The organism is Hyphomicrobium methylovorum (assembly GCF_013626205.1).
Classification (GTDB): Bacteria; Pseudomonadota; Alphaproteobacteria; order Rhizobiales; family Hyphomicrobiaceae; genus Hyphomicrobium_B; species Hyphomicrobium_B methylovorum.
Genome location: NZ_QHJE01000001.1, coordinates 1,030,102 through 1,051,659 on the forward strand (window position 1 = coordinate 1,030,102; position 21,558 = coordinate 1,051,659).

17 protein-coding genes are annotated in these 21,558 nt (G+C 58.9%); 11 read left to right on the forward strand and 6 right to left on the reverse strand.

Features of this window, described 5'->3' with window-relative positions; genetic code table 11:
* Positions 1 to 3 precede the first annotated feature (3 nt).
* Both DLM45_RS05100 and DLM45_RS05105 read right to left on the reverse strand, forming a co-directional pair.
* The gene (locus DLM45_RS05100) at positions 4 to 1,812 is read right to left on the reverse strand and encodes a quinoprotein dehydrogenase-associated putative ABC transporter substrate-binding protein (protein WP_210269800.1); all 1,809 of its coding nucleotides are present in this window, start codon (positions 1,810 to 1,812) and stop codon (positions 4 to 6) included.
* A gap of 141 nt (positions 1,813 to 1,953) precedes the next feature.
* Positions 1,954 to 3,852: a PQQ-dependent dehydrogenase, methanol/ethanol family gene (locus tag DLM45_RS05105; RefSeq protein WP_181336034.1), complete on the reverse strand. Its 1,899-nt coding sequence runs from the start codon at positions 3,850 to 3,852 to the stop codon at positions 1,954 to 1,956.
* An 883-nt stretch (positions 3,853 to 4,735) separates the two neighbouring features.
* Between DLM45_RS05105 and DLM45_RS05110 the strand changes: the two genes are divergently transcribed.
* Positions 4,736 to 6,466 (forward strand): sulfatase-like hydrolase/transferase, encoded by a 1,731-nt coding sequence (locus DLM45_RS05110; RefSeq protein WP_181336036.1) that lies wholly within the window; start codon positions 4,736 to 4,738, stop codon positions 6,464 to 6,466.
* 133 nt (positions 6,467 to 6,599) lie between these two features.
* Positions 6,600 to 7,943, forward strand: a complete 1,344-nt coding sequence (locus DLM45_RS05115; protein WP_181336038.1) for a tetratricopeptide repeat protein — start codon at positions 6,600 to 6,602, stop codon at positions 7,941 to 7,943.
* A 14-nt stretch (positions 7,944 to 7,957) separates the two neighbouring features.
* On the opposite strand, the gene DLM45_RS05120 is transcribed toward DLM45_RS05115, so the two are convergent.
* From DLM45_RS05120 to DLM45_RS05130, 3 genes are read right to left on the reverse strand one after another with little or no spacing between them, the layout of a single operon-like run.
* Positions 7,958 to 8,734, reverse strand: a complete 777-nt coding sequence (locus DLM45_RS05120) for a glycosyltransferase family 2 protein (RefSeq protein WP_181336040.1) — start codon at positions 8,732 to 8,734, stop codon at positions 7,958 to 7,960.
* 3 nt (positions 8,735 to 8,737) lie between these two features.
* A complete protein-coding gene (locus DLM45_RS05125) occupies positions 8,738 to 9,979 on the reverse strand; it encodes a class I SAM-dependent methyltransferase (protein WP_181336042.1) in 1,242 nt (413 codons plus the stop codon).
* Positions 9,976 to 10,863: an NAD-dependent epimerase/dehydratase family protein gene (locus DLM45_RS05130; protein ID WP_181336044.1), complete on the reverse strand. Its 888-nt coding sequence runs from the start codon at positions 10,861 to 10,863 to the stop codon at positions 9,976 to 9,978. The genes DLM45_RS05125 and DLM45_RS05130 overlap by 4 nt, the downstream gene beginning before the upstream one ends.
* Before the next feature lie 172 nt (positions 10,864 to 11,035).
* Here DLM45_RS05130 and DLM45_RS05135 point away from each other — a divergent pair, with 172 nt between their 5' ends.
* The 6 genes from DLM45_RS05135 (at position 11,036) to DLM45_RS05160 (ending at position 17,624) form a co-directional block, all read left to right on the forward strand.
* Positions 11,036 to 11,656 carry a ribonuclease D gene (locus DLM45_RS05135; protein WP_181336046.1) on the forward strand — a complete coding sequence of 207 codons (621 nt, stop codon included), beginning with the start codon at positions 11,036 to 11,038 and terminating at the stop codon, positions 11,654 to 11,656.
* 126 nt (positions 11,657 to 11,782) lie between these two features.
* On the forward strand, positions 11,783 to 13,717 hold the full coding sequence (gene lptC, locus DLM45_RS05140; RefSeq protein WP_181336048.1) for an LPS export ABC transporter periplasmic protein LptC: 1,935 nt from the start codon (positions 11,783 to 11,785) through the stop codon (positions 13,715 to 13,717).
* Positions 13,718 to 13,787: 70 nt separating this feature from the next.
* Positions 13,788 to 14,651: an LPS export ABC transporter ATP-binding protein gene (lptB, locus tag DLM45_RS05145; protein ID WP_181336050.1), complete on the forward strand. Its 864-nt coding sequence runs from the start codon at positions 13,788 to 13,790 to the stop codon at positions 14,649 to 14,651.
* Between the two features lie 46 nt (positions 14,652 to 14,697).
* Positions 14,698 to 16,233: an RNA polymerase factor sigma-54 gene (gene rpoN / locus DLM45_RS05150; RefSeq protein WP_181336052.1), complete on the forward strand. Its 1,536-nt coding sequence runs from the start codon at positions 14,698 to 14,700 to the stop codon at positions 16,231 to 16,233.
* A gap of 167 nt (positions 16,234 to 16,400) precedes the next feature.
* Complete coding sequence (gene hpf / locus DLM45_RS05155) at positions 16,401 to 17,072, forward strand: ribosome hibernation-promoting factor, HPF/YfiA family (protein ID WP_343062241.1); 672 nt, start codon at positions 16,401 to 16,403, stop codon at positions 17,070 to 17,072.
* An 87-nt stretch (positions 17,073 to 17,159) separates the two neighbouring features.
* Positions 17,160 to 17,624, forward strand: a complete 465-nt coding sequence (locus tag DLM45_RS05160) for a PTS sugar transporter subunit IIA (protein ID WP_181336054.1) — start codon at positions 17,160 to 17,162, stop codon at positions 17,622 to 17,624.
* A gap of 170 nt (positions 17,625 to 17,794) precedes the next feature.
* Here DLM45_RS05160 and DLM45_RS05165 read toward each other — a convergent pair whose 3' ends face one another.
* Complete coding sequence (locus DLM45_RS05165; protein ID WP_181336056.1) at positions 17,795 to 18,592, reverse strand: undecaprenyl-diphosphate phosphatase; 798 nt, start codon at positions 18,590 to 18,592, stop codon at positions 17,795 to 17,797.
* Positions 18,593 to 18,727: 135 nt separating this feature from the next.
* On the opposite strand from DLM45_RS05165, the gene DLM45_RS05170 reads away from it, so the two are divergent.
* Genes DLM45_RS05170 through DLM45_RS05180 form a run of 3 tightly spaced genes read left to right on the forward strand, consistent with a single transcriptional unit; the run spans position 18,728 to position 21,464 of the window.
* On the forward strand, positions 18,728 to 19,435 hold the full coding sequence (locus DLM45_RS05170) for a glutathione S-transferase family protein (RefSeq protein WP_181336058.1): 708 nt from the start codon (positions 18,728 to 18,730) through the stop codon (positions 19,433 to 19,435).
* Between the two features lie 17 nt (positions 19,436 to 19,452).
* Entirely contained in the window at positions 19,453 to 20,604 is a 1,152-nt protein-coding gene (gene queG / locus DLM45_RS05175) for a tRNA epoxyqueuosine(34) reductase QueG (RefSeq protein WP_343062242.1), read from the forward strand.
* Positions 20,601 to 21,464, forward strand: a complete 864-nt coding sequence (locus DLM45_RS05180; RefSeq protein ID WP_181336060.1) for an SDR family oxidoreductase — start codon at positions 20,601 to 20,603, stop codon at positions 21,462 to 21,464. The genes queG and DLM45_RS05180 overlap by 4 nt, the downstream gene beginning before the upstream one ends.
* Positions 21,465 to 21,558 lie beyond the last annotated feature (94 nt).

Here is a 21,558-nt window from a genome sequence, read left to right on the forward strand (position 1 = left end):
TTCTCACTGCGTCGATTTCGGGCCACCGCCGGATGGCGCAGGCGTAGCACTTGTCAGGAATTTCAACGCGCCAATTGCAGTTTCATTGCCCGCCTCCTTGGCAATGTCGAGAGCGGTTTTTCCCTGCAAGGACGCTAATTTTGGATCTGCGCCTGCGCGCAGCAAGAGGCCGATCATCGGCGCATTGTTTTGCCCGGCGGCTATCATAAGCGCCGTTATACCTTCTTTGGTTTGCGCATTCGTGTTTGCGCCGCGCTTGATCAGATCTTCGGCAAGAGCAAGCGGCGTCGGACCGCGGGCAAGCTGGCTCAAACGTTGTTGCGGCTGAAGTTGCGTTGCGCACACCATCAGCGGCGTCAGCTTCTCCGGGCCGTGCGCAACATTGACCTGCACACCCGCCGCGAGCAGCGCCTGCGCAGCGAAGAACTTGCCTTCCGATAAGGCGATCTCAAGAGCCGTATATCCTTTTTCCGTTCCCTTCTCGAGATCGGCGCCGCGTTTTGCCAGCAGTTCAACAGACGGCACATGATTGACGTTGATTGCGTGCTGAAGCGCCGTCATACCGTCGTTGTCGATCGCATCAACGTTCGCACCTGCATCGAGAAGGATTTGCATGAGGTCCGTGCGCCGGATGCTTGCGGCTGCACCCAACGGCAGCGCACCGAGCTGATCGGGCTTGTTCGCATCAGCGCCCTTCGAAATCAAAAATTTGATCCTCTCCGCGTCAGCGCCGACGATGGCGTTCATCAGCTCCGCGTTGACGTCGACGCCGTCCTTCAGCCAAGCCTCAAGGCGTGTATTCGTCACGATCTGATCGGGCGTCGCATCGGCGCTGTGCTGATGTGTTTTCTGAACGGTCAGGTATCGATCTTCATAGGCTTGGCCTTGCCGCGCCTGAATAACGCCATGTGATGGCAACGTACCTTCGACGATGCAATTCGAACATTGAACGAGCGGCACGCCGTAGTCCGCCAGGATTTTAGCGATCTCGTCCTTTGCATCTTCCATCGCCATGTCGATCTTGAGCTTTACAACGACGTCTGTGTTCTGCACGCCCCATCCAATGGAGAATTCCAGCGGCGTATTATCGACAATCGTGTTGACGGTTTGGATCGTGAGCGGCGCGCCGTTCTTCTTCAGCCATCCGGCAAATGGTCCCCAAACGGCCGCCACATCTATAGCGCCATCCACGACACGCTGAACCTGACGCCACGGCTGCTGTTCCGGCTTGAGATCGGCTTGGACACTGATGATCTGCAGATCGACATTTTCTTTGATACCGTGCTCCGCCAGAACTTCTCGCATCGCCGACTGCTGAAACACGCCGACCTTGAGTTTCTGCAGCGCCGGGTCGTCCATGCTCTTGATGTCGATCCCCTTGTCCGACCGATATGCGAGGACGTAGGTGGAGCGGTAGAGGGGCACGGACGTTAGGAGGTCGGGATAGTCGGTCGGCATTCCGAGCAGGACCTGGCATTCGTGATTGTCGAACGTCTCGCGCGTCAGTCCGCGTTCGATGTAGGGGCGCCAGAAGAACGATACGTCCACGCCGAGCTTGCGGCCGACGGCTTCTGCGATCTTGTTTTCGAAGCCTTCCCGCTTGTTATCAGAAAGCGGCATGTTACCGGGGTCTGCGCAAGCGACGAGATGCGAGAGCTTGTATTTCTTCGCCTCTTCCTTCGCGGCGGAAAGTTCGGCCGACGTCAATTGATTGAACGGCTTCGATTTCAGATAGCTCAGATCTCGCGCCGGTGCGGGAGAAGTATTCAGGACAAGCAATCCGACAAGCAGGAGAATTCGCACGCCACGCATCATTGGACCTCTGTTGGTCGTGTCGGCAGCGCGATTCAGTCCTCGCGCTCGGTGAAGTTCATTCGAGACTTCGAAAACGGAATTGGCGTCCGGGCCGTATGTGGTCCGGACGCCGTCTTCGTCTAGGGTTCTATTCGCGCCTTATGGGTAGACGCGGAAGGTGGTGAGCACGCCGCCCTGCGGGATCTTGTCGAGGCCGGCGGCTTTCGCCATCGCCGTCGCACCGATCGCGCCGAACTTGTCGTCCATATCAAGACCCGCGGTGACCGGGATGCCGATCCAGCCGCCTAGGCCCGCGAAGATGGAGATGTATTCCTTGCCTGCCACCTTCCATGCGATCGGATTGCCGATGATGCCCGACGCCAGCTTTCGTTCCCAAAGGATCTTGCCGGTGTTGCGATCGACGGCGCGGAACTGTCCGCCGTTCGAGCCATAGAACATCAGCCCGCCGTCCGTGTTGAGCGTTCCCGACCAGTTCGGATACGGATCCGGAATTTCCCAATCGGTTTTGCCCGAGACGATGTCGAACTTCTTGATCTTACCGGTCACGCCCGGTTTCTCAGGATACATGTAGACGTTGGCGAAGACGTACACCGTGCCCTGCTGGGTATGTGTGCGGTCTTGCGGTTCGTCTTCCATGCACCAGTTGTTGGTCGGGCAATAGAACTTGGTTGGATCTTTTGGATCGACCGAGCACGGCTGCTGGTCCTTGCCGCCCATTGCCGACGGGCATGCCTGGACATTGCGATGGCGCTCAAACGGTGAGTGCTCATAGACCTTGATCGGACGGCCGGTTTTGAGATCGACCTTTTCGGCCCAGTTCACAGTCACGAACTTGTTGGCGCGCAGAAGCGTACCGTCATCGCGATTGAGAACGTAGTTGAAGCCGTTGCGATCGAAGTGAACGAGAATGTCCTGTTTTTTGCCGTCAATATCGACGTCGTCGACAAGGATATTTTCGTTGACACCATCGTAGTCCCATTGATCGAACGGCGTCATCTGGTAGGCCCAGGCGACCGTGCCATCTTCAACGTGGCGGGCGAAAATGGTCATAGACCACTTGTTGTCCCACTGACCGTTGTTGCACTCGTCGTGGGTCTTGGCGCCGCAACGATACGACGGGCTCCAATGTCCGGGGTTGCCAGTCGACCAGTATACGAGTTTGCGTTTTGCATCGTAGCTGCCCCACGCCCAGTAGGAACCGCCACCGATCTTCCACTCACCACCATTCGTTGTCGGATAGCTGCTGACGCCGATGTCATGGCCCGCTGTGCCGTATTCGGGATGGGCCTTGTTGGTTTCATTCGTCAGGCAGACGTCTTTGTCCGGGCCAGTCGAATGGCATTTCCAAACGACTTTACCCGTCTTGAGATCGTAAGCCGTCAAACGGCCGCGCGCCGCGAATTCGTCGCCGCCGAAGCCGGCGATAACGAGGTTCTCAGCAACGAGCGTCGGGCCGGTGATCGTCTCGCCGCGTTCGGGATACGCGTGCTTGACGACCCAAACTTCTTTGCCCGTTGTCGCATCGAGCGCGATCACAAATCCGTCGAGCGTATGATAGATGACTTTGTTGTCGGCATAGTTGACGCCACGATGAACCGTATCGCAGCAAGCGCGCGGAACGGCCGTCTCGTCGCGATCTGTCTTCTTGACGTAGTTCCAAACCTGAATCGGGTTATCCGGATCGGTGAGATCGAGCGCTTGAAGAATGTTGCACTGGGCCATGTTCGGGCAGCCGGATGAAAAGTACATCATCGGCTTGCCGTTATGGATGACCACGACAGGCTGGCCCTCATGCCCGCGTAGCGCCCCGGTCGACTGCTGCCACGCCATCTGCAGCTTATCGACGTTGTCCTTATTGATATCGGACAGTGGGGAGTGCCGCGTCAGTTTGTTGTCGCGACCCGGCGCTGGCCACAGATCCGGGTTCTTCACTGCCTGTTCGATCTGCTCATTGGCGAAGCTTGGCACGGCCACGGCGCCGCACAGGAGCGCCACCGCAAGCCCGCCCGCCCACAGGAACGATTTCCTGAAGCTCATGGGATTTCCTCTCCATCGTTTTTGATACAAACGCTTGCCTTCGCCGCTGATGCTTGGGGCATCAGTTCGCGTTTAACCGCGGCCACGCAAACAAAGGCTATTGCGCTGTATCCATTGGCGGCATGCGAGTGCTCGTGAGCTTGTAAAACAGCTTTGGAGCTCGCCTGACAAAGGTGCGGAGGGTGGTGTGAAATTCAGGAGGAAGTGCTTTCGCACCACCCCACCGCAAGCGTGGCAAGCGCGACCTTAGGTGCCAATTACCCACGCCTCCACGGGACGAATTCCCGATGTTTTTCGACGGTCTTCCCATAAAAATTCCGACCGGAGACGGATGCTCACGTCGTCAGCGCTTCGAGCTTCTTAGAGGCCACGTTCGTCTCGCACGAAGATGCAAGTCCGGGTTTCGTGTCGCCGAACGTAGTCGCGATAGCCTTAAGACGCAGACTGACTGATCGGGATATTCGTATCGCGAAATCCCTCCGTATCAGTGAGCTCGTTTATCGAACTTTGGATCGCGGACTCACCGGCGCTTTTCGTCTACGAAAGCTGTGCCCTCTGTGAGACCCGATATCGTTGCTGGTATGGCTTGTTGTGGCTGTCCCGAGCCATGAGCGCGGTCGCCCCCTCCCCTGGCCGCGCGCTCAAGAATTGCTCTCGTCAGTTAAATTCTGTGCTCGCAGTATATTTCGCACCGCAACCGGAAGGCATGTTCACGCGTCATTCAACTATTGGATGCAGGAATGATCCCCCCGCCCTGCTTGCGCCTTAGAGGGGGCGGAGTACGCAGGTGCGAAATGGACATTGATCGCAATCCATCACACGGTATGCCTGCCCTATCCCGTGGTGACGCGGGGACACATCCCTCCAAGGTGTCTGCTGCGACATGACCACAGAACTTATCGGCACTCCCGAAAAAGGTCCGATACTGCGCGCTGACAAGAGCGCAGCGGGTACACTTTCGCAGGCGAACATCCGGTACGCGACGATCGCGATCGCGCTCGCGCTGGCCTACTATCACCTGCAGTACGAAGGCGCGCTGTACACACTGGTTTTCGCAAGCTCGATCACGACGGCGCTCGTTCTGGCGCTGACGTTTCTGTCTCGCCGGATGCTGTTTTCCATCACCCTCATCGGGTTGATGGTTTTCACCATCGTCGTCGCGGCGAGCGTCAAGCACCATTACCTTGAGATGGTGCTGCATGCGTACGACGTCGTCTTCTATATGACTTCGTGGTCGACGATCGTCTTTCTCTGGAGCAGCCAAAAGGTGATGCTGCTCGCGCTCGTGGGTATGCTGGCGCTCAGCGTGGTTGCCGGGATCGTGCTTTGGCGTGCCGACACTTCGCGCGTTCCCAGACGGATCAGCGCAGTTCTTTTTATTCTCTGCATCGCTGCTGCGGCATGGGCCAACAACGGCAAGGGCGAGCGGAAAAACACGCTCTTCTATTGGGACAATCTCTATCTTTCGTCGTTCTATGCGTCATGGTCTGAAACGGCTGAGACGCTATGGAAAGGGCAGTTGCTCGACGCGGCGCGCTCGCAATCGATGCCGCCCTTCAGCATTGCCGGTTGCGAACTTACTGAGAAGCCGCCGCATATCATTCTGATTCATCAAGAGAGCGCGGTTCCGCCGTCGTTCTTCCCGCAGATCGACTACGATCACGCTCTCGACCCGTTCTTTCTTTCGTTCGATGGGCAATTGCACAAGCTGCGGGTGGAAACTTACGGCGGCGCATCGTGGCTGACGGAATTTTCCGTGCTGGCCGGTGTTTCGACCTATTCTTTCGGCGGAATGCGAACGTTCGTGCAATCGCTCATGCAGGGCAAGATTCACGACGCCGTTCCGCAGGTTCTGGCGCGCTGCGGTTACAAGAACAGCGTGTTCTATCCTGTGCCGCAGGCGTTCGTTTCAAACGGGCGCTTCTACTCGACGGTCGGGATGCCACAAATTTTCGATTACCGTGCGCAGGGTGCGAAGCGCTTCAATGAGCGAGATCAATTCTATTACAACAATGCGCTGAACGACATTGGGCGCAACCTTGCGGAGTCGAACAGTCCGATCTTCACGTTCGTCATCACGTCGGCAACGCACCTGCCGTACAACAATACGTTCGAACCCAACATGCAGGTTTCCGGCGGAGGGCCCGGCACCGATCCTGAGATGCACGAATACCTCCGGCGGCTCTCGCTGGCGCATATGGACTACGACGAATTTCGCGCCAATCTCGAAAAGCGCTTTCCGAACGAGCGCTTCCTGATCGTGCAATATGGCGACCACCAGCCGGTTGCGACGCGCACGCTCCTCGGCTTCGACGAAACGGCGTATGCCGAAGACATCAAATTGACGCCCGACAGTCCGGGAATGCTGACCTATTACTCGATCAACGGCGTGAATTATGATCCGCCGCCGATGCCGGCAATCGATACGCTGGAAGTGCCGTATCTTGGAACGGTGATGCTTCGTGCGGCGCGCATTCCCCTACCGGAAGCCTATCAGGAGCGGCTTCGCCTCATGGAGCTGTGTCAGGGTCGGTATTTCACCTGTTCGAAGTCTCAGTCGATCCTCAGCTTCCATCGCAGGCTGATGGACTCGGGATTGATCGAAGCCCGCTGACGCTTCACTTTCGAATGGCCTATGAGCGCCTCTGACAGCCCCATGCAGGCTTGCCGGTGTAGACGCGGATAATCGCGCGGACCGACTCACGGCCGGTCGACTCGCGCGCGCCGCAACGGTGCCGGAGGACCACATGCAGCCGCTTTCTGAATTCGCCCTGCCGCCAGTCTCCGGCGAACTCAACCTTGATGATCTTGCCTCCGCATCGGCTGCAGAGCTTCTCGAACTTGGGTTGCAGAACGCGAGGCTGGGACAGCTCCATCCCGCTGCGGAAGCGCTCGCTCAATCGATCCTTATGGATTCGAAGTCTGCTGAAGCGCACGACGCGCTGGCAACCGTCATGCTCGCGCTCGACAACATCGAATTTGCCTGCAAGGCCAAAGCGAAAGCCGTAGGGCTCGGCAAGAATTCGTCGGCTGATTGGGACATGCTGGGCGATATGTTCGTTGCGCTTGGACAGGCGGACGACGCCGCTCAGGCATTCGGAACAGCGCTGGCACTGGCGCCGGATTCGCCCGATATCAAACATAAGCTGCGCATTACGACTGAGGCCGCCAAGGTTTTGAACTCTGGCGTCGTTGAACAGCCGTCCGCAGACCAGCTTCCCCTCGCCTGGCGCGTCGTCAATCTCGTGACGATCGTACCGGAGAACAATCCGCATACAGCCGCGTTCGACGACCTCATTTCGGGATTCGAATCCGCGCTTACAGCACTCGGCATCACGGTTCGCAAACGCCGGAACGAGGCGAGCCTTGAAGGAATGAACCTTCTGTTCGGCGGCCACCTCATCGCCACGCAAGAGCATGCAGCGCGCATTCCGCACAACACGGTGATCGTCAATCTGGAACAGCTGCGCGGCTTCAACATCGGCGCGCGGCCGATTTATACCGGGTTGCTGCGGCGGCTCGCCGTCTGGGACTACAGCGCGCGCAATATTCAGCAGATCGAAAGGCTGATCCGCAATCCGCACGTCAGCCGGTTCCAGATCGGATACGTGCCGAGCATGACGCGGAAGCTCTTAGCACCGCAGACGACGGACGTCCTTTTCTACGGCAGTCTCAACGGACGACGCAGCTCGATCCTGACCGAACTGACCCGTGCTGGATTGAACGTGCGGCACATCTTCAGCGTTTATGGCGCAGAGCGCGATCGGGCGATTGCGGAAGCGAAAGTGGTGCTCAATCTGCACTTCTACGAAGACAGCATCCACGAGATCGTGCGGACATCTTATCTTCTGGCGAACGGCAAGGCGGTCGTCAGCGAATGCGGGCCCGACACGGAAATCGACGAGGATATTCGCAGCGCGATGGCAGCGGTGCCTTATACGGACGTCGTTTCTGCCTGCGTGGCGCTGGTGAAAGATGATGCTGCGCGGCATTCGTTGGAGCAGCGCGCATTCGAGGTGTTCTCGCGGCGCGACCAATCGGCGATCCTGCGCGATGCCATCGGGGCAACGCGGCTACCGGTCTTCGAATAGCGGATAAGCAGCAGCTAGGCCGTCAAGCTCAACGCATTGCTGAGCGGCGCGAGCTTCGCCCAGCGGCGATCGAGTTCATCGATGTCCGCCTGATGTTGAGCACCAAATCCGTTTTTGACGTCGAAGGTATCGCGTCGGTCCGAGATCTGAAGCTTGCGTGCCTTGAACGCATTTGTCCACGGGCTGTAACCGTACCAATGGATCGAACCGAGATCGCGGCTACCGTTTACCTGGCGCGGCAGTTGTGACGAGTGACGCCCTGGCGTGTACGCGCCAATCTCGTAGCGATGATAGAAGCGGCTGCGCGTTGGGAACGTGAGGCCGGGAATCTGCAGCCCCTTGAAGTCCATCTCGCTTTCCCAAATGCCGCTCGACTTCTGCTGCACGAGCGGCAGCGCCGGATCCGGCGCAACGTCCGGCTCCGTATCGATCATCACCGCGCCAGGTAAGCGGACGCCCGTCATGTCATGCTGAACGAGAAGGCGCTCCATCTTCTCCAAGCCTGGCGCCACGAAGAATTCGGTGGTGTTGAGCACCAGCTTCCAGGCACCCGGAAAGCGCTGTTCGTGCTTCATAACTTCGAAGTCGCACATGATCGCAGCGAACGATGCGTTTTCGGACTGAACGACTTCCCAGCCGGGCACGAGGCTGCGGCAGATGTCAGCCGATCCGTCGGTCGAAGCGTAGTCGATCAGGACGCCGTGGTCGAAGATATCGCGATGATGCTTCAGCCACCACGGCAGCAGGTACGCTTCATTGAAGAAGTGCGAGATGACAACCCGGCGAACCATGGCTTACCCAATCTCAGCAAGCTTTGGGAAATACATGACGAACTTTGGATCGACGGGCTCATTGAGCGCTCTGATCTTTCGCATGAGTTCGTCGGCAAAGTTCCAGGCGCCGATCAGGAATGTCGTATCCGCGGACAGTCCCGCGGCGGACTTCAGCGGCATGATCTCCTGGCTTGTGCCGGGCACGTGCAGACCGACCTTCAGCGGCGCTTCGTCGATGTACATATCTGGTGACATTCCGGCCGCGCGGATGAACGTCAGCGCTTTCGCGGCCACGCCGACCAGCGCCACGCGGCGGCCTGCTGACTGATGGGCGGCGACGAGTTCTTTCGCGGTCTTCATTGCGGACCGTGCGCCCTCGGCGAAAGACGTGTACGCGGCAAGCGCGTCCGCAGGCGCGAGATCCTTGCGGAGGAATGGCGGTGTCGGTTCGGGCCAAGCGACGGCAAAGGGTGCCGTGTCGGCGAATGGAAATTCTGTATTCGCGTCTTCTGCACGCCGCAGGAAGAACAGCAGGCTCACGCCGTGAACAGAGACAAGGCGCGTTGCGTCGAGCCTCAGTCCGGCATTTGCTGCCAAGCGCGCCATCGAGGCAACCGTGTAGAACGAGTAGTGCTCGTGATAGACGGTGTCGAACTCGCCGTTCGCGATCATCATCGCTTGGCTGGTTTGGATAATGGCCGTTCCGCCCTCGGAGAGGCTGTTGCGCACGCCTCGCATGAACGCGGATGGATTGGGCGTATGCGCCGCGACGTTCATCGCAACGATGATATCGAACGTTCCTTCGGGCCGAGCGTCAGGAAAGAAGCCCGTTACGACCTTGCGTCCTGCATCGCGTGCGATGGCGTTTAGATTTTCAGCGGGATCAACGCCGGTTGCGTCGAAGCCTCGTGCGTCGAGAGATGCCAGCAGTGAGCCGTCGTTGGATGCGATTTCGAGCACGCGCGCTTTTGGTTGAACAGCGGCAAGCGCGTCAGAAAACCAATCGAAATAGGCTTTCAGGGTGCCGCTCGTACCGCTCGCATAAAGATAGTGTTTGAAGAGTCGTTCGGGGTCGACGAAGTGCGTGAGCTGGCCGTGGCTGCATGACGGGCAAACGGCAAATCCCAGTGGAAAGGCTTCGTAGGGCTCGTTCGCGTCGCTGAGAAGCAAGTTGGCGGGGGGCTGCACATCAAGATCGAGCAGCGGCGTGACGGCGGCATCGCACACCACGCACGTCCTTTGCGCAACGCACGGCGCGGTCATGATGCCACTTTGAGATTGGAGCTGTAGATGCTGCGGAAGCGATCACACCGCTCGGCCAGCGTGGCTTCGGGCGGCGCTCCACAGAGCGCATGAATTTTATTGCAGTTCATGCGGAACGAATATGTTTTCGATCTGCCCTTATCGACGACGGGCACGCCATGGAAGGCCGCGATTGCATCGGCGAGATCGCCTATGCTCGTGTTCAAAGACCCGGTGTTCAGGATTGGCGGCAGTTCCTGTTCGATCTCGACCAAGCGCAGAACGTAGTGCGCAAGATCTTCCAGGAAGAGCAGGTTGCGGTGCGAGTCACGATTGCTGACCTCAACGCAACCGTTCCGCATTGCGGCGAGGTTCATTGCATTGAAGACCAGTTCGGCGCGCAACAGCGGACTCTCACCGCATACAGTGCCGAGGCGCAATCCGGTCATGCCATTGGTGAAGCAGCGGGCGAGCGCATCAATTGATATTTTCGAACAGTCGTACGGATTGACCGGATCGAGGCGGGTCTCGGACTCGTCCAGCGCGGGCGGTATTTCGCCGTCGGTCAAGACCGAGTAGACGCTGGCGGTGCTTGCGTAGATGAGGCGTGCTTCAAGCGGCTTGCGGCGCGCGAAATGCAAAAGATCGAGGCAGTTGTTGGCGAGCGCGCCGTCAGGATCCTTGAGCGACATCGGCACGCTCGAATGACCCGCGAACCAGAGAATGACGTCGAAATTGGCGAGATCCGCGATCGTCAATTCTTGATAGCGGCAACGCAGGGCATTCGGGATGCCGGCCAAGCGATCCGGGTTCTGGTCGCAAACAGCCACGTCGAGGCCAGAGCCGATCAGGAGCGGCCGCAGGTAAGCCCCGACGTAACCGTGTCCGATCAATAGAATTTTCATTGCAGATTCCGGACGGATTTCATCGTCTCCGGACTGTTTCTGCTTCGCCTTGCACGTGGCTTGACGGTGGGACAGCCGCGCAGGCGGCTTCGCATCGTCTTGACAGATGGGAGAAAGCCACGCACCTCAACGTCTCCCCATGTCCGGGCGCAACGAAACCAGGAATTCGCGGATGAGCGGCCCAAAGATCAAATTGCATAAGGGCGACCTGCCCGCCGGTCTGACGTTTCCGAAAGGCGTTGCGATCGATACCGAAACGCTCGGACTGAAACCGCATCGCGACCGGCTTTGCCTCGTCCAGCTCTCGGGCGGCGACGGCACGGCGCACCTCGTACAATTCGACGGCAAGTCCTATGAGGCGCCGCGTCTGAAAGCGCTGCTGGCCGATGCCGCAACTCTAAAGATTTTCCATTTCGCCCGGTTCGACGTGGCCGTGCTTCAGCAATATCTCGGTGTCACCACTGGGCCGCTTTACTGCACGAAGATCGCTTCGAAGCTCGCTCGCACTTACACGGACCGGCACGGACTGAAGGATCTGGTTGGCGAACTGCTCGGCATCGAGATTTCGAAGCAACAGCAGAGCAGCGACTGGGCGGCGGCTAACCTCAGCGACAGCCAGAAGGCATACGCGGCGAACGACGTGCTGCACCTGCATGAGATCAAGACGAAGCTGGATGCAATGCTGGCTCGCAGCGACCGTCAGGAACTCGCTGAATCGGCGTTCAGCTTCCTGCCGACGCGGGCGCGGCTCGATCTTGCGGGCTTCGAGGATGACGACATCTTCGCGCATTAAGCAGTTTTCGGCGGAGAACCGGCACCCACGGCTCCGGATTTCCGTGATCTCCAGCCTCCCGTCCCAAAGTCTCCCCATTTCCGGCTGAGATTGAGGTTTCCTCGGGGAATAGTTGCATGGGCCTCAATGGCTGCCACATCTGACAGCGCCACGGCGGGCGGGCGCTCGCGTTCGTCTAACATCGTTTTTGCCGGTGACCGCACGGTGAGCCGTCGTTTGGCGCACCGCCATTCGCGTCATGTTCGGCTGCTCAAGATCTCGCTGCCGCTCCTTGCCCTCGTGACTTCCGGGCTTTTCCTTCTGGTTGTTCTCGGCGGCAAAGGCGTCGGCCCCGCCATGCCGTCGCTGCAGATCCCGCAGATCGTTGCCGACAATCTGAAAATGAAGAATCCGCACTACGAGGGATTCAATGCGGACGGCGGGCGCTACTGGGTGAAGGCCGAGACCGCGCAACAGGATCTGAAGTCGCTGACGCTGGTTCATCTCGAAGGCATTACCGGCGACCTGCTCGATGCGAAGAAGCAAAAGACTCATCTCGTCGCGGCGCGTGGCATCTTCGACAACAAAGCGAGCACGCTTGAGCTGCAGGATTCGATCCGCGTTACAGGAGACGGCGGCCTCAACGCGACGCTGACGCACGCAATGATCCAAACGAAAGAAGGGATCATCACGTCGGACCAGCCATCGACCATCGCGATGGGTGCGGGCACGATCCTCTCGAACCAACTGACGATCCGCCAGAAGACAAAGGAATATACTTTTGTCGACAACGTGCGCGCGCACATGAAGACGAAAGCACCTGTGGCGGCGGCCGCAGAGGATCCTTCGGCACCGAAGGCAATGCCGTTTGGAAAGCCCGGCGAACCCGTAGATGTCTCCGCCAACCGGCTCGATGTGGACGACACAAAGAAAACGGCGCTCTTCACCGGCAAAGTGGTCGCGACGCAAGCGGGTGCCACGCTCTCCGCGCCTGAAATGTCGGTGAGTTACGAAGGCGAGGTTGCGCCGACGGGCTCGGAGACCGCAGAGACGGCGCAGGCCAAGACCGAAGAGCCGGGCACGAAGGTCAAGTCGATCATTGCGCGGGATTCCGTCGTTCTGGTGCAAGCGTCAGGTGAAACTGCCACCAGCCAAACCGCGCAATTCGATGCAGCGTCTCAGGTCGCGGTGCTCGACGGTGACGTGGTTCTGACGCAAGGCGACGATAAGAAAGCCGTTGGTGACCGGGCCGAATACAATCAGGCGGCGCAAACCATGGTTCTGACCGGGCCGGTTGTCGTTACGCAAGGCGCGAACGTGCTGAAAGGGCGTCGCCTCGTGTTCAATCAGACCACCAACAAAATGCAATTGACGGCGCCGACGGACGCAACGGCGGGCCGGATTTCAGCACACTTCGTGAAACCCGCTCAGTCTGCGACGAAAGCAAGCGAAGACGATGCCGACCCGTCGGCAGGCGGCATTCCGTTCGGCGCGACGTTCAAGACCGATCCGAATGCGCCGTACGACGTGACGGCGATGCGGCTTGATGTCGATGACAACGCCAAGACTGCGTTGTTCAGCGGCGATGTCATCACGCTGCAGGGTAACTTCACGATCCGGTCCGCGGAAATGACTGCCTATTATAACGGCAAGGCGGGCCTGGGCCGCAGCGCAGACGGCGACACCTCCGCGGGTGCGTCACTGACGCAAATCCGCGCGAAGAAGAACGTATCGATCGTTGCAAAGGATGGTCAGAAGGCCACTGGCGACTGGGCCGAAGTGAACGTTAAGACCAACCTTGCGACGCTTGGTGGCGCGGTGGTGCTGACCCAGGGCAAGAACATCGTCAAAGGCAATAAGCTGCTCATCGACTTGAATACCGGCCAGGTTACGATCAAAACCGAACCCCCGGCCGGAACCGCGAAGTCGACGGCATCGGCTGGAGGCGTGAGCACCGACAGTGACGGCAATTTGAAGCTGGATCGGCCCAGCGCCGTTTTCTATCCGGGACAATTGATGGGCAAGAAACAGAAGCCGGCCGCACCTGAAGTGGACGGCTGGCAATCGCGGACGGCGCCCTGATCTTGACGATGGCTGCCGTTCGAGACATTTCCTGGCCGCGGATTTTCGCGAGCCGTGCGGAGAAACGATAGTGTTCAGAGCTCTGCCATTCCGCCTGAAGTCAAAGGCCAGCGGTGCTCCGCAAGGCTCGAACGGCCACGCGCCGCAAAACGGGGCTGCGGTCAACGGGCAGGCGAGCGACCAGGACCCGCATGCCATTGGCGCGGAAGGCTGGCTGACGGCTTATGGGATTAAGAAATCCTATCGCAAGCGCATGGTCGTCAAAGGCGTCAGCCTAGCCGTCGGCCGAGGTGAGTCCGTTGGACTTTTGGGGCCGAACGGCGCGGGTAAGACAACCGTTTTCTACATGATTACCGGGCTCGTAGCCGCGGACGATGGGCGCATCACGCTTGATGGCGAGAACGTCACTAAGCTGCCTATGTATCAGCGCGCGCGCCTTGGCGTCGGGTATCTGCCGCAGGAAGCCTCGATTTTCCGTGGATTGACGGTCGAGCAGAACATCATGGCCGTGCTTGAGCTCATCGAGCCTGACCGGAAGGCGCGGAAAGAGCAGCTGGACGCACTTCTTGAGGAATTTTCGATCACTCGACTGCGTAAATCACCGGCACTGGCACTTTCCGGCGGCGAGCGGCGGCGGTGCGAAATTGCCCGGGCCTTGGCCTCCCGGCCTTCGTTTATGTTGCTGGACGAACCATTTGCCGGTATCGACCCGATAGCGGTCGGCGATATTCAACAACTCGTCCGGCATTTGACGGAACGCGGAATTGGCGTTTTGATCACGGACCACAACGTTCGTGAAACGTTAAGTCTCATCGACCGCGCGTATATCATCTATGATGGTCAGGTTCTGACACAAGGCAAACCTTCGGAAATCATATCGAACGAAGACGTTCGGCGAGTGTACCTTGGCGATATGTTCGTTAACACGCCTTGATTATTGCTCTCCTGAGGATTTGACCGACGGAGCGGCGGGTTAGCGCATGGCGCTTTCTGCAAAACTTGAGCTGAGACAGGGCCAGCAGCTGGTGATGACACCACAGCTGCAGCAGGCGATCCGTCTTTTGCAGCTGTCGAACGTCGAACTCGGCGAATTCGTCGAGGCTGAGCTTGAGCGCAACCCGCTGCTGGAGCGAGAAGAAACCACCGCCCAGAACGCCGAAGCTGTACCCGAGAAAGCCGACGACGGCAGCGGCACGGACGGGGGCGAAGACGACAATTGGCTCGACCTGCGCGAACCGGTTCAAGATCAGAGCGGCGGGCTCGACGCGGATTTCGGTAACGTCTTTCAGGAACCGGGTACGGGCGAACCGTCATATGACCCCTCGGCATCCGGTCTTGGATGGGCGAACGTCACCCAGCGCATGCACAACGGCGGCGACGAGGACAATGACCTCGAAGACTATGTCGCCAATCAGGTGTCGCTGCGTCAGCATCTCAGCGAGCAACTGCCGCTGACCGTCTCCGACAGCGTCGAACGGATCGTCGGGCAGTATCTGATCGATCTCACGGATGAAGCGGGTTACATCCCGGCAGATCTTGCGTCTCTTGCCGATCGGCTCGGCAAGTCTCTGGAATTCGTTGAATCCGTACTGACCAAACTGCAGACCTTCGACCCGCCCGGTGTATTCGCGCGATCGCTCGCCGAATGCCTCGCGCTGCAGCTCAAGGATCAGAACCGTTACGATCCGTTGATGGCGAAGCTGCTGGCCAATCTCGATCTGCTGGGAAGTCGGAACCTTACAGCGCTCAAGAAAGCCGTCGCCGTCGACATGGATGAACTCGCGGACATGATCCGCGAAATCAAATGCCTCAATCCAAAGCCCGGATTGAAGTTCGGTTCCGTGCAGATGCAGCCGGTCGTGCCTGACGTGATCGTTCGTGCGGCTTCAGATGGTGGCTGGCATGTTGAACTCAACAGCGAGACGCTGCCGCGCGTTCTCATCGACCGCACCTACTACACGCGTGTCGCCAAGACGGCGAACAACGAACGGGACAAGGATTACCTGTTCGAATGCCTGCAAACGGCGAACTGGCTTGTAAAAAGCCTCGATCAGCGTGCACGGACGATTCTGAAAGTGGCGGATCAGATCGTGCGTCAGCAGGACAGCTTTTTCGTGTACGGCGTCCAGCATCTGAGACCGCTCAATCTCAAGACGATCGCCGACGCTATTTCGATGCACGAGTCGACTGTTTCGCGCGTGACGTCGAACAAGTACATGGCGACGCCGAGGGGCATCTTCGAACTCAAGTATTTTTTCACGTCCGCGATCGCATCATCGAGCGATGGCGAAGCCCATTCCTCGGAATCGGTGCGTTATCGAATCAAGCAACTGATCGATGCGGAGTCGGCTGACGGCGTATTGTCGGACGACCAAATTGTCGATCGGCTGCGGGCTGAAGGTGTCGATATTGCCCGGCGCACTGTCGCCAAGTATCGCGAAGCCATGCGCATTCCATCATCGGTTCAACGGCGCCGTGATAAACGACTTTCAGAACACTTGAGTGGAACTCTTTAGATCTTATGTAAGATGCTGTTTTTAATTGTTTTTATTCGCCTGGAAGACGCCAAGAGTGATTTGACATATTCGCGGCTCGGCCCATAATTTCAGTACCTGAAGGTCCGGCTTGCGGCGGCCACACTCGTTTGTCATCGTAATCCGCCCAAAGGTAAAAGCGCACACGTGTGCTTTTCGTCCACCACCATTTGCAATACAGGCAGGGCGGCATGACCATCCAAATCACTGGAAAAAACCTCGACGCTGGCGATGCATTCAAAACGTATGCGGGCGATAAAATTACAGCGGTGTTGCAGAAGTATTTGGGTCGAGTGCCGGACGGCCACATCCGGCTTGAGCGTGAACGCGGGCTTTTTAAGACTTCGTGCTCCGTGCGCCTCACCAGTGGGTTACTGCTCGAAACGCATGGTGAATCTGATGATGCTTATTCCAGCGCAGATTCCGCCGCTCATAGACTTGAAACGCGCGTAAGACGCTATAAAAGCCGCATTAAGAACCATTCTTCCGCGGAAGCGGCCGCCCGGCGCCGTACTGGCATTGAGGCGCGCGACTATGTTGTCGGCGTCACTGAAGAAGACGGCGAACAGGAGCATCGAGAGGACGCGAATCCGCTTATTATCGCCGAAGGCCAGCGCAATATTGGCCACATGACGGTGAGTGAGGCTGTTATGCAGCTTGATTTGTCGGAAGCATCCTTCATGATTTTCAGGAATGCCGCACACGGGGGACTGAATGTTGTCTACCGTCGCAATGACGGCCACATCGGGTGGATCGACGCTGAATCTCAAGCTGCTGCGTCGGCCGCTGATGGAACGCGCGTGGTGCAAGGCGCGGGCTGAAGCTACCAGACGTTTTTAAAATAGAATTCACTGAACTGCTGACGCTTACAGGGCGTCAGCAGCACCGACCAGTGCATCGGAGATGCAATGAACATCGAAGACATGCTTGCCCGTGACGGGATCATTTCGCGGCTCCATGCCGACGACAAGAAGCAAGCTCTGCAAGCACTCGCGCTGAAAGCCGAACAGGCGACCGGTATGCAAGCGCAGGAGGTCTACGCGGCTTTGCTGCAGAGGGAGCGGCTGAGCTCGACCGGGCTCGGTCGCGGCATCGCCATTCCGCACGTGAAGCTTTCCGGCGTGAAAGCGATTACGTGCCTGTTCGCGCGCCTCAACCAACCGGTGCAGTACGATTCCCATGACGGTGAGCCGGTCGATTTGCTGTTCTTTTTGCTCGCTCCGGAACAAGCCGGTGGCGATCACCTCAAGGCGCTGGCGCGCATTTCGCGTCTCGTAAGAGATCCGGCGACGCTGGAAGGATTGCGTAGCGCGAAAGATGCCGACGGTCTCCGGCGCGTTCTCACCAAGCCGATCGCGTCGCACGCCGCTTAAATCTCCGGCGGCTGGCAAAAGACGGCCGTCTATTCATCCACGCGATCGTCGCCCTCGGTCGAGCGCGACGCAGTTGTGTCGACGGCTACGCCGAGTCTTGCGCTGGATCCCCGGACTGCATTCGCTTTGCTCATTGGTCCGAGGATGACGGTGCTCTGGAGGCGCCAGCGTTAGTGCAGGACGGCGAGCGCGCCAAGGCCTATGCCGCCGACAAGAAGGCGCCACCAGCCGAAGAACGACAGGCCGCGGCGGGAGATGAAGTCTAGCGCATAGCGCACCACGATCACGCCCGTGACGAACGCTGCCAGAAAGCCCAGCACAATGTTGCCGACGTCATCAGGGCTCAGCAGGTTCCAGTTTTTGTATAGATCATAGGCGAATGCTCCGGCCATCGTGGGCATCGCGAGGAAGAACGAGAACTCGGCAGCGGTGCGCTTATCGGCACCAAGGAACATCGCGCCGACGATGGTCGAGCCGGAGCGCGAGACGCCCGGAATCATCGCCAAGCACTGGCAAAGGCCGATTTTGAACGCTGTCGATGGAGAAATATCCATCACGTCATGGTGGCGTGGGCGCAGCGGCATGCGATCTACGATCAATAGAATGATGCCGCCGACTATCAACGCGATGCAGATGATCAACGGAGATTCGAACAGGTATTCCTTGATAATCTTGTGCGCCAGCGCACCGATCACCGCCGCCGGTAGAAAGGCGACCAGGACCGCGAAAACGAAGCGGCGCGTTCGCGCATCGCTGGGCAGATCGCGGGCAAGCTGCCACAGCCGACCCGAATAGACGGTCAGCAGAGCCACGATGGCGCCGAGCTGGATCAGAACTTCGAATGTTCTGCCCGGCGAGCTGACGCCCAGCAGCTGTTCTGTCAGGAGAAGATGAGCGGTGGAGGATACGGGCAGATACTCGGTCAATCCTTCGATCAATCCGAGCAAAATGACTTGCCAAGTCTCCATGATCCCTCGCTCCCCTGTCGCGGCGCGAGAGCGTTAGCAGAATTCCGCCCACCATTATAGCGGCGCTTTGGCATAGCGCCTTCGAATCGGCCGATGACGAAGGTATAGTCGCCGCTTCAACAGCCAAGCGAACCAATGTCGTCCCCTCCCCGTCTCACACAATATCGGCTTTGCCCACGGTCTCGTTCGATACGTCTCGCGCTTGCGGAGTATGGAACGGAGATCGCGCTGCTCGACGAGAACCCGTGGGAGTGGCGCAAGGATTTCCTCGCCAAGAATCCGGCCGGTGAAATGCCCGTGCTGGAGTACGACGGCGGGCCAACGCTCTGCGGTGCCTATTCGATTTCGGAGTACATCGCAGAAGAAGTGATGCCGCCATCGCGTGCGACGGCGACGCGGCCTCCGCCGCTCTTTCCCGGAAATCGCGAAGGCCGCGCAGAAGTGCGGCGGCTCGTCGATTGGTATCACGGTAAGTTTGACCGCGAAGTGTCCCGCGAGTTGCTGAACGAAAAGGTTTACGAGACGATGCGGCCAACGCACGGCTCGCCAGACCCGAGCATTCTGCGGACTGTGCGCACGAACCTGCGCTATCACCTCGCCTATACCGGTTATCTTGCTGACGCGCGGCGCTGGCTTGCGGGCGATGACCTCAGCTTCGCCGATTTTGCGGCGGCTGCGCATATATCGGTCGTCGACTATCTTGGTGAGATGCCGTGGAACGAATACCCGGCCGTCAAGATCTGGTATCAACGGATCAAGTCGCGGCCGTCGTTTCGGGCGCTGCTTGCCGATCGCGTGCCAGGCTCGGCTCCATCGGCGGTCTATTCCGATCTCGATTTCTGAGACAAGCGCAGTGTATCGTGTCGCAATCCGTCCCTCTTCCCGCTGATCTGAAAGCGCTGCTTCGCCGTGAAGCGCGTGCGCTTGGCCTCGACGCGATTGGCTTTGCGCGCCTTCATCGCGATGACCGTCTTTCGGAACGCCTGAAGTATTTCCTTGCCGCTGGTCGGCACGGTGACATGGACTGGATGGAAGAGAACGCCGACCGACGCGGCGACCCGCTGACGCTTTGGCCGGATGCGCAGACTGCGATCATGATCGGGCAATCGTATGCGCCTGAGGACAATCCGCTCGACGCACTCGAAACGCGCGATGAAGGCATCATTTCGGTCTATGCGAAGGGCCGCGACTATCACGACGTGGTCAAGAAGAAGATCAAGGCGCTGGCTCGCGCGTTCGCGGCGAAGTCAGGCGAAGACGTCAAGGTGTTCGTCGATACAGCGCCACTGATGGAAAAGCCGCTGGCGGCGAAAGCTGGGCTTGGCTGGCAAGGCAAGCACACGAACCTCGTTTCGCGCGAGCATGGCTCCTGGCTTTTCCTCGGTTCCATTCTGACGACCGCAGCGCTTGAACCCGACGCACCCGAGACGGATCATTGCGGCTCGTGCCAGCGCTGTCTGGATATCTGTCCGACGAAAGCATTCCCAGCGCCTTATCAGCTCGATGCGCGGCGCTGCCTCGCCTATCTCTCGATCGAGCATCGCGGGCATATTCCGGCCGAGTTTCGCAAACCGATGGGAAACCGCGTATTCGGCTGCGACGACTGTCTGGCGGTTTGCCCGTGGAACAAGTTCGCCGAGGTAACGACAGAACTGCGCTTCGCTGCGGCCGGGGGAAAAGGAAATCCGCCTCTTGCTGAACTGCTCGCGTTGGACGATGCCGCGTTTCGCGTGCGCTTTGCGGGAACGCCCGTCAAACGCACGGGGCGAAATCGCGTCATCCGCAACGCGCTGATTGCTGCGGGCAACTCCGCGGATCGCTCGTTTCTTCCGCTGGTTTTACCATTTCTGAAGGATGACTCTCCCCTGGTGCGCGCTATGGCCGTCTGGTCGGCACGGCGCTTGATGGACGAAGCTGAGGCCGCGCGCTTGCGGCTTGAGCATGAACCTCATGAATCGGATCCTGAAGTCGCCGCGGAATGGACAGCAGCATTCGACGAGGCGACGGCATGAGCCATCTTTTTTGTTTCGGCCTTGGCTATTCGGCGGGCGTTCTTGCGCCGCGTCTCAAACAGCTTGGTTGGACGATCTCGGGCACAGCGAGAACGCCTGAGGGTGTCGAAGCGCTCAAGCGCTCCAGTTATCAGGCGCATCTTTTCGACGGACGCACGAGAGACGACGCATTGGCTGAAACTCTCGCCACGGCAACGCACGTTCTGCAGTCGATCCCGCCGGACGAAGCGGGCGATCCTGCTTTGCTTGTCTACGGAAATGACATTGCTGCGGCGGGCACCATCCGCTGGCTTGGATATTTCTCATCCGTCAGCGTCTACGGCGACTCTGGTGGAGAGTGGGTCGATGAGACGACACTCGCCAACCCTGGCAGCGATCGTGGCATGCGGCGCCTCAAGGCGGAGATTGCGTGGTCAAAGCTCGGCACAGACTCGCACAAGGCTGTTACCATCTTCAGGCTACCCGGGATTTATGGCCCCGGACGAAGCGCCATCGATCAGTTGAGAGCGGGCACCGCGCGGCGCGTGTTCAAGCCGGGGCAGGTCACGAACCGCGTGCATGTCGACGACATCGCGACGGCTGTCGAAGCGGCGCTTGATCTCCGTGATGGCACGCACATTTTCAACGTGACCGACGATCTTCCCGCGCCGCCGCAGGACGTGATCGAGTACGGCGCAACGCTGCTGAACGTACCCTGCCCGCCAGCGACCGACCCGACGGACGCCGGGCTCAGCCCCATGGCGCGAAGCTTCTATGCGGAGAGCAAGAAGGTATCGAATGCCCGGATGAAGTCAGCGCTCGGGGTTAACCTTGCGTATCCTACTTATCGCGAAGGGCTTAAGGCGATCGCCGGGCTGTGAGCCAGCGGGTGGTGTGTCCATTCTTTTACCGTCACACCATTTCCGTCATTCCGCCCGAATGCGATGCCGCTCCTTGAGGTATAGGGTGCAGGCG